General features: G+C 46.1%; 9 protein-coding genes. All 9 read left to right on the forward strand.

What is annotated here, in order from left to right; all coding sequences use genetic code 11:
* The coding region (locus tag Q7J27_03175) for a formylglycine-generating enzyme family protein (protein ID MDO9528139.1) at positions 1-282 on the forward strand (282 nt) is incomplete at its 5' end.
* Positions 283-501: 219 nt separating this feature from the next.
* Positions 502-999 (forward strand): transposase, encoded by a 498-nt coding sequence (locus tag Q7J27_03180; protein MDO9528140.1) that lies wholly within the window; start codon positions 502-504, stop codon positions 997-999.
* 433 nt (positions 1,000-1,432) lie between these two features.
* Positions 1,433-1,732 carry a nucleotidyltransferase family protein gene (locus Q7J27_03185; GenBank protein ID MDO9528141.1) on the forward strand — a complete coding sequence of 100 codons (300 nt, stop codon included), beginning with the start codon at positions 1,433-1,435 and terminating at the stop codon, positions 1,730-1,732.
* Positions 1,729-2,085, forward strand: a complete 357-nt coding sequence (locus tag Q7J27_03190) for a DUF86 domain-containing protein (GenBank protein ID MDO9528142.1) — start codon at positions 1,729-1,731, stop codon at positions 2,083-2,085. The genes Q7J27_03185 and Q7J27_03190 overlap by 4 nt, the downstream gene beginning before the upstream one ends.
* Before the next feature lie 15 nt (positions 2,086-2,100).
* Positions 2,101-3,054, forward strand: a complete 954-nt coding sequence (locus tag Q7J27_03195) for a caspase family protein (protein MDO9528143.1) — start codon at positions 2,101-2,103, stop codon at positions 3,052-3,054.
* The gene (locus Q7J27_03200; GenBank protein MDO9528144.1) at positions 3,051-3,539 is read left to right on the forward strand and encodes a hypothetical protein; all 489 of its coding nucleotides are present in this window, start codon (positions 3,051-3,053) and stop codon (positions 3,537-3,539) included. Before Q7J27_03195 ends, Q7J27_03200 begins: the two co-directional genes overlap by 4 nt.
* A complete protein-coding gene (locus Q7J27_03205) occupies positions 3,500-3,871 on the forward strand; it encodes a hypothetical protein (GenBank protein MDO9528145.1) in 372 nt (123 codons plus the stop codon). Before Q7J27_03200 ends, Q7J27_03205 begins: the two co-directional genes overlap by 40 nt.
* 3 nt (positions 3,872-3,874) lie before the next feature.
* Positions 3,875-5,410, forward strand: coding sequence for a tRNA (adenosine(37)-N6)-threonylcarbamoyltransferase complex transferase subunit TsaD (tsaD, locus tag Q7J27_03210; protein ID MDO9528146.1), 1,536 nt, complete (start codon positions 3,875-3,877; stop codon positions 5,408-5,410).
* Between the two features lie 114 nt (positions 5,411-5,524).
* A partial coding sequence (locus Q7J27_03215) for a transposase zinc-binding domain-containing protein (GenBank protein ID MDO9528147.1) occupies positions 5,525-6,077 on the forward strand: 553 nt, incomplete at its 3' end.

A 6,077-nucleotide genomic window follows, 5' to 3' on the forward strand; every position in this document is an offset into this window, starting at 1 on the left:
AAAACCATAGAGGTGGCAAGTTTTTCGCCTAATGCATGGGGTTTGTATGACATGCACGGCAATGTCTGGGAGTGGTGTGAGGACTGGTTTGGTGATTACCCATCAGGCCATGTTACAGCTCCTGAAGGCGTTTCTTCAGGCACGGCTCGCGTCCTGCGTGGCGGTTCCTGGCGCGATTACGCGAGGCACCTGCGATCCGCCTCCCGCGGCAGGTACGATCCAGGCTGCGGGTTCAACGGCATCGGGTTTCGTGTTGTGTGTTGTGTTGCCCGGGCTTATTAAACCTTATACCTTGACCCTTTTACACTTTATACAAAGCGGCCTGCATGCAGGCCGCTCCACGTAAATTTTTATAACCATGGCTAAAAAGACCGGACCTGATTCTCTTACACTAACATACGATCTTCTGAAATGGTCCATACCGGCCATAAAGAAGTTTCCGAGTAGGGCTTGTTCCCCGAACAGGCCGAAAATCTCGAGAAGTTTCCGAGAAAATCGACGATGAATGTACAACATTCAAACATAACAACAAAACAGAGAAAAAAACTACATCTGAGTAATTTCGATTATAAAAACAGCACATCTGTATTTTTCTTAACCATCTGTACGGCTGACAGGCGATCATATTTTTTGAACGATAATATAGCTGTGATGGTCGAAGATGAGATGAAATTCAGAAGGGATGCAAATGAGATAAAATTGTTTTGTTACTGCATTATGCCGGATCACTTACATATCCTGCTTTCATTGACCGACGATTATCAAAAGAGCCTTCAGAATTGGGTTGCGGCATTTAAACGTTATACAGCCAGGATTATTAAGGTGTCGTTTGGCATTAACCCACTCTGGCAGAAGAATTTTTATGATCATATTGTGAGAAAAGAAGAGTCTATGCTTAAGATAGCCGAGTATATCGTAAACAATCCAGTAAGAAAGGGTATAGTATCCCATTGGCATGAATATCCGTATAGCAAGATGGCAGATTCACTGCCGCTGTAATTTGGCACATTCGGGGAACTGTAATTTGGCACGTTCGGGGAACGCGCCCTACAGGGGGTTTGCGGTTTGTAGGGGCAGATGCCCCATCGGCCCGTTCTCAGGCACGTTCGGGGAACGTGCCCTACTTGGCCGCTGTTAGCAGGAAAAACGAAAACGGCGGTTGGGCACTTTTGAAAGTATGTGTTGACAAATCCGTTGAAAAACGAGAAAATGCCAATAGTTCTTAATGTAATATTAGGGGGTTATTTATATTGCGGGTTTTACCTCGTTCCCTCGCTCCTGCGTGAGAATGCATAAGCCGATAACGCTGAAAAGAGACTATTATAAAGAGAATAGCGGGTCTGAACAAGGGTGAAATCTGGACAAGCGAAGATTTTGACTACGATCTGCAATCTATTAGAGGCTCATGTTGCAATACACGGAGTTTTATAAGATGAAAGAGAAGGATATTACACGCTTTCGGGAATTGTTTAAACTACACTTCTCGTTACTTGCAAATCGCTACCAAGTACAATCATTAGGTATTTTTGGTTCATATGTCCGTCGAGAACAACACACAGATAGCGACCTGGATGTGTTGGTCACATTTTCCGAAACCCCAAGCCTGCTCAAATTTATTGCTTTAGAAAACTATCTTTCAGATTTACTGGGCGTAAAGGTAGATTTGGTCATGCAAGATGCTCTCAAACCTAATATTGGACAACATATTTTGCGTGAGGTTATCCGCGTATGACGACTGAACGAGTATATATTGATTATCTTGAAGATATTCTGGAAGCTCTGGAGAAAGGCTCACAGTTCATCGAAAACATGAGTTTCGAGCAGTTCAAAGAAGATGACAAAACAACCTTTGCTGTGATTCGATCTTTAGAAATCGTTGGTGAAGCTGCCAGGCAGATTCCGCAAGAGTTGCGGGAAAGGTATCCTGAAGTTCCCTGGCGCGAAATTGCTGGTATGCGGGACAAGCTGATACATCATTACTTTGGGGTAAATCTGCTGGTGGTATGGAAAACAATGGCTGAGGATGTGCCTGTTTTGATACCGGCGCTGCAAAAGATACTGCGTGAGATAAAACGGCAAATCTGATAACAGGAGGCTGTTATGAACAGGAAAATGATATTGACTCGTTCCCACGCTCCTGCGTGGGAATGCATAATAATTTTTGCGGTCTTGTTCCTTTTTGTTTCATTATCCTTTTCCGCATCCGGCAAAAACGAAAAGGCATCACTTTCCGTAAGCAAATCCGCTGATGTTGACAGTAAGGTGCCCCGTGCGCAGATCGAAAATAAATACGGTGTGGCGGTGATTATCGGCAACCAGAATTATAATTCAAAGGATGTGCCGAATGTTGATTATGCCATTTCCGATGCCCGTATTGTCAAAAAGTATGCGCAAAAGACACTTGGTTATCGGGAGGGGAACATTATTTATCTGGAAAATGCCACCCAGGCCCAGTTCAGGACCTTCTTTGGCATTGAGAGCGATTATAAGGCAAAGCTTTACAGCTATCTGAGACCAGACGAATCCGATGTTTTTATCTATTATTCCGGCCACGGCGCTCCTGACGTTAAGACTAAGACCGGTTATTTTGTGCCTGTGGACTGCGATCCGTCAACTGTTCGTTTTAACGGATACAGCCTCAAGCTTTTTTACGATAACCTGGCAAAGCTCCCTGCCCGGTCCATCACGGTTGTTCTGGACACCTGCTTTAGCGGCGGATCAGAGAAAGGGATGCTTTTAAAGAATGCGTCACCTGTATTTATTGATGTTAAAAATCCTCTCCTTACCATGAAGAATGCGTGCGTGTTGACCTCATCCACAGGGGATCAGATAAGCTCATGGTATCCTGCCAAAAAGCACGGTCTTTATACCTACTATTTTCTGAAAGGGCTTCAGGGAGAGGCAGATACAGACAAGGACGGGAATGTAACAGGAGGAGAGCTTCACAATTATCTTGCCGATGAGGTAAGTTACATGGCGCGGCGTCTCTACATGAGGGAACAGCAACCCCAGATTATGGGCAGTAAGAATGCCGTGATTATTAAATATAAATGAACCGAATTATTCCAATATTATTTTGCTTGTTATTACTTTTTGCGCCTGTTCCCGCCGGTTCGGCAGATGGCAGATGGGTGACATGTGAAGGCCAGGCTGAGGTCTCCAATGTTACAGCAACAGAGGCGGCGCAAATAGCCCTGACTGAGGCAAGAAGAAACGCAATAGAGAACGTGGCCGGTGTTCAGCTTGCTTCGGCAAGTATTGTGCAGGATTTTACGCTTCTTTCAGATGTTGTCAATTCTTCTTCATACGGCCAGATTGTAGCTGAAAAGGTTTTGCAATGGGATGTGGATGTCTTGCAGAAAGATAAAACCAAGCCTCCTGTCGTTATTTACAAAGTAAGGCTTAACGCCTGTGTCGCAATGCCTGAGGGCAAGCCTGACCCGGCATTTAAGCTTGATGCAAAGCTAAACAAGAACGTGTGTTTACCACAGGCGAAGAGATGTTTGTCGAAGCCAGGGCCAGCCGGAGATGTTTCATAACCCTTATCAACCTGACAGCGGACAGCCGGGCAATTATTCTGGTTCCTTCCAGAGTTAGAGAACAAAGCAGCCTTGCAAAGGGCGATTATTTTCGGTTTCCGACAAAATTTGAGCAGGCTTCAGGGATTCATCTGAAGGTCGGCACATTGCCTGAACACAAAAAGGACAGAGAGGCGATCATGGTGGTTGCAACTAAAACCCGGCAGCCTTTGCCTCCAAAATTAGACAACACCCCTTATTACACAGCCGATGCTGTTGGAAGCTGGCTTGTGGATATCCCCCTTTCAGAGCGCACTATAAAGGTTCTGCCCTACGAAATAGTGAGTAAATAACTTTTGATAATATTAGGCATTGAAACCTCATGTGATGAAACAGCGGCGGCAGTGGTGGTTGACGGAAATAAAACTTTATCTTCTGTTGTATCATCTCAGACAGATATCCATCATCCATACGGCGGCGTTGTGCCTGAACTTGCTTCAAGGAAACATATTGAGTCTATTGTTCCTGTCGTCAAGGAAGCGATTGGTAAATCCGGCATTGATTTAAAACAGCTTGATGGAATTGCCGTAACCCAGGGGCCCGGGCTTATAGGTTCGCTGCTTGTTGGTTTTTCCTTTGCAAAGGCATATGCTTTTGCCCTTGATATTCCATGGGTGGGTGTAAATCACCTTGATGGGCATATTAATTCTGTCTTTTTAGAGTCTGACCCGCCTCCTTTTCCTTTTGTGGCGCTGCTGGCATCAGGCGGCCACACAAGCATTACCCACGTTGTTTCTTATACTGAAATTGAGCTTATGGGGCAAACCAGGGATGATGCTGCCGGAGAGGCATTTGATAAGGTTGCCAAACTGCTTGGTCTTGGCTATCCCGGAGGAATCGTTATTGAGAGACTTGCTAAAGACGGGGATCCGGGAAAGATTGATTTTCCCAGGACATATCTGGACAAATCTGGATTTGATTTTAGCTTCAGCGGGATTAAAACAGCCGTAAGCCGGTATGTGAAGATTCACGAAGGCACCTATAAACAGCAGATTCCTGATATTACGGCAGGATTTCAGGAATCAGTCATTGATGTTTTGTCATATAAGGTCATTAACGCCGCTCTGGAAAAGAGCTGCGATCATATCGCTGTGGTTGGAGGTGTGGCGGCAAACAGCAGGTTAAGAGAAAGGTTAAAAACAGGGCAGGTGCCTTGGGAGTTATCCTCTTTAGAGGGAGATTTCTTTTTTATGCCGGGCAATGGCAAAACGGCAACAGATATTACTCCATCGGGTAGAATTGTCACAGACAAGGCTGAATCAGTAGCGTCCAAGACATCGGACACGGATGCGCTTGATGATGAAGCCATGAAAATTGAAGATGAAGATCGCAAGCTGGAAAAGGAGAAGGCGCTACTGGGGAAAAAGAAAGCCTTGGAGGAGAAACGGCAGAAAATAGAAGAAGAGAAAGCTGCTTTGGAGGCAAAAAAGAACACGACCCTCTCCATGGGAAAACGGCCTACGGTATCCACAGCTAATGAGATTAAAAGGGATGGCCGCTTTATCGCCTATGGCGATGGAACTGTCCTGGACACGAGTACGAACCTGATGTGGGCGGCGAAGGACAACGGCTCAGATATTAACTGGCAAAATGCCAAGAACTATTGCGAGAATTATCGTGGGGGAGGTTATACGGACTGGCGGATGCCGACGCTTTCTGAGCTGGCGGGGTTATATGATGCAGGTAAAACTTATCAGTCTGAATGTCGTCGTTTATTTAGCCCATGGGATCTTCATTTAACAGAATTGAATAACCACAAAAATCATAAACTACACGGCAATCCTCAGAGCCGGCAAAGGGCAGTGACATCCTCGCCGCCTGCGGCCAGTTGAGCGGCCAGGCAAATTCCCATTCTTATTAACAAAAATATTTTCTGGGATTCTACTTGACAAATAGAACGATCGTTCTACATTATGGCGACATGATATTCTCGAAGGAGAAAGATCGTGTCCCTTCCTGCCGCCGTTTATCGCCCACGAAATCCGCAGTCTTCGGATTACTACCGCTGTGTGGAGGACTATTTTGAAACCTTTGTCGGGATTTATGACGATCATTTTTCACGGCAGTACGGATTCTGGCGGCCTTATGTCGAGCAGGTCATCTATCGCTATCTCGATTGCGGCGATCTGCACAACGGCTTTGCCCGTGTGAAATGCAAAGATTGCGGCCATGAATATCTCCTGGCATTCTCCTGCAAGCGCCGCCATTTCTGCCCATCATGCCATCAGAAGCGCGTCGTGGAATTCGGGGAATGGTTGTGCATGGATGTCCTCAAAAAGATTCCCCACCGGCATTTCGTATTCAGTATCCCGAAAATCCTCCGCCGTTACTTTCTCTACGATCGGAAGCTTCTTGCCGATCTCAGTCGCTGCGCCTGGGAATCCCTGAAGGTCTTTGTCCAGGAGGCGGTTCCCGAAAATGATCCCATCCCCGGCGCCGTCATCGCCATGCAGACCTTCGGCGATTTCCTGGGATACAATCCTCACACCCACATCCTCG

It is taken from the genome of Syntrophales bacterium, assembly GCA_030655775.1.
Taxonomy (GTDB): Bacteria; Desulfobacterota; Syntrophia; order Syntrophales; family JADFWA01; genus JAUSPI01.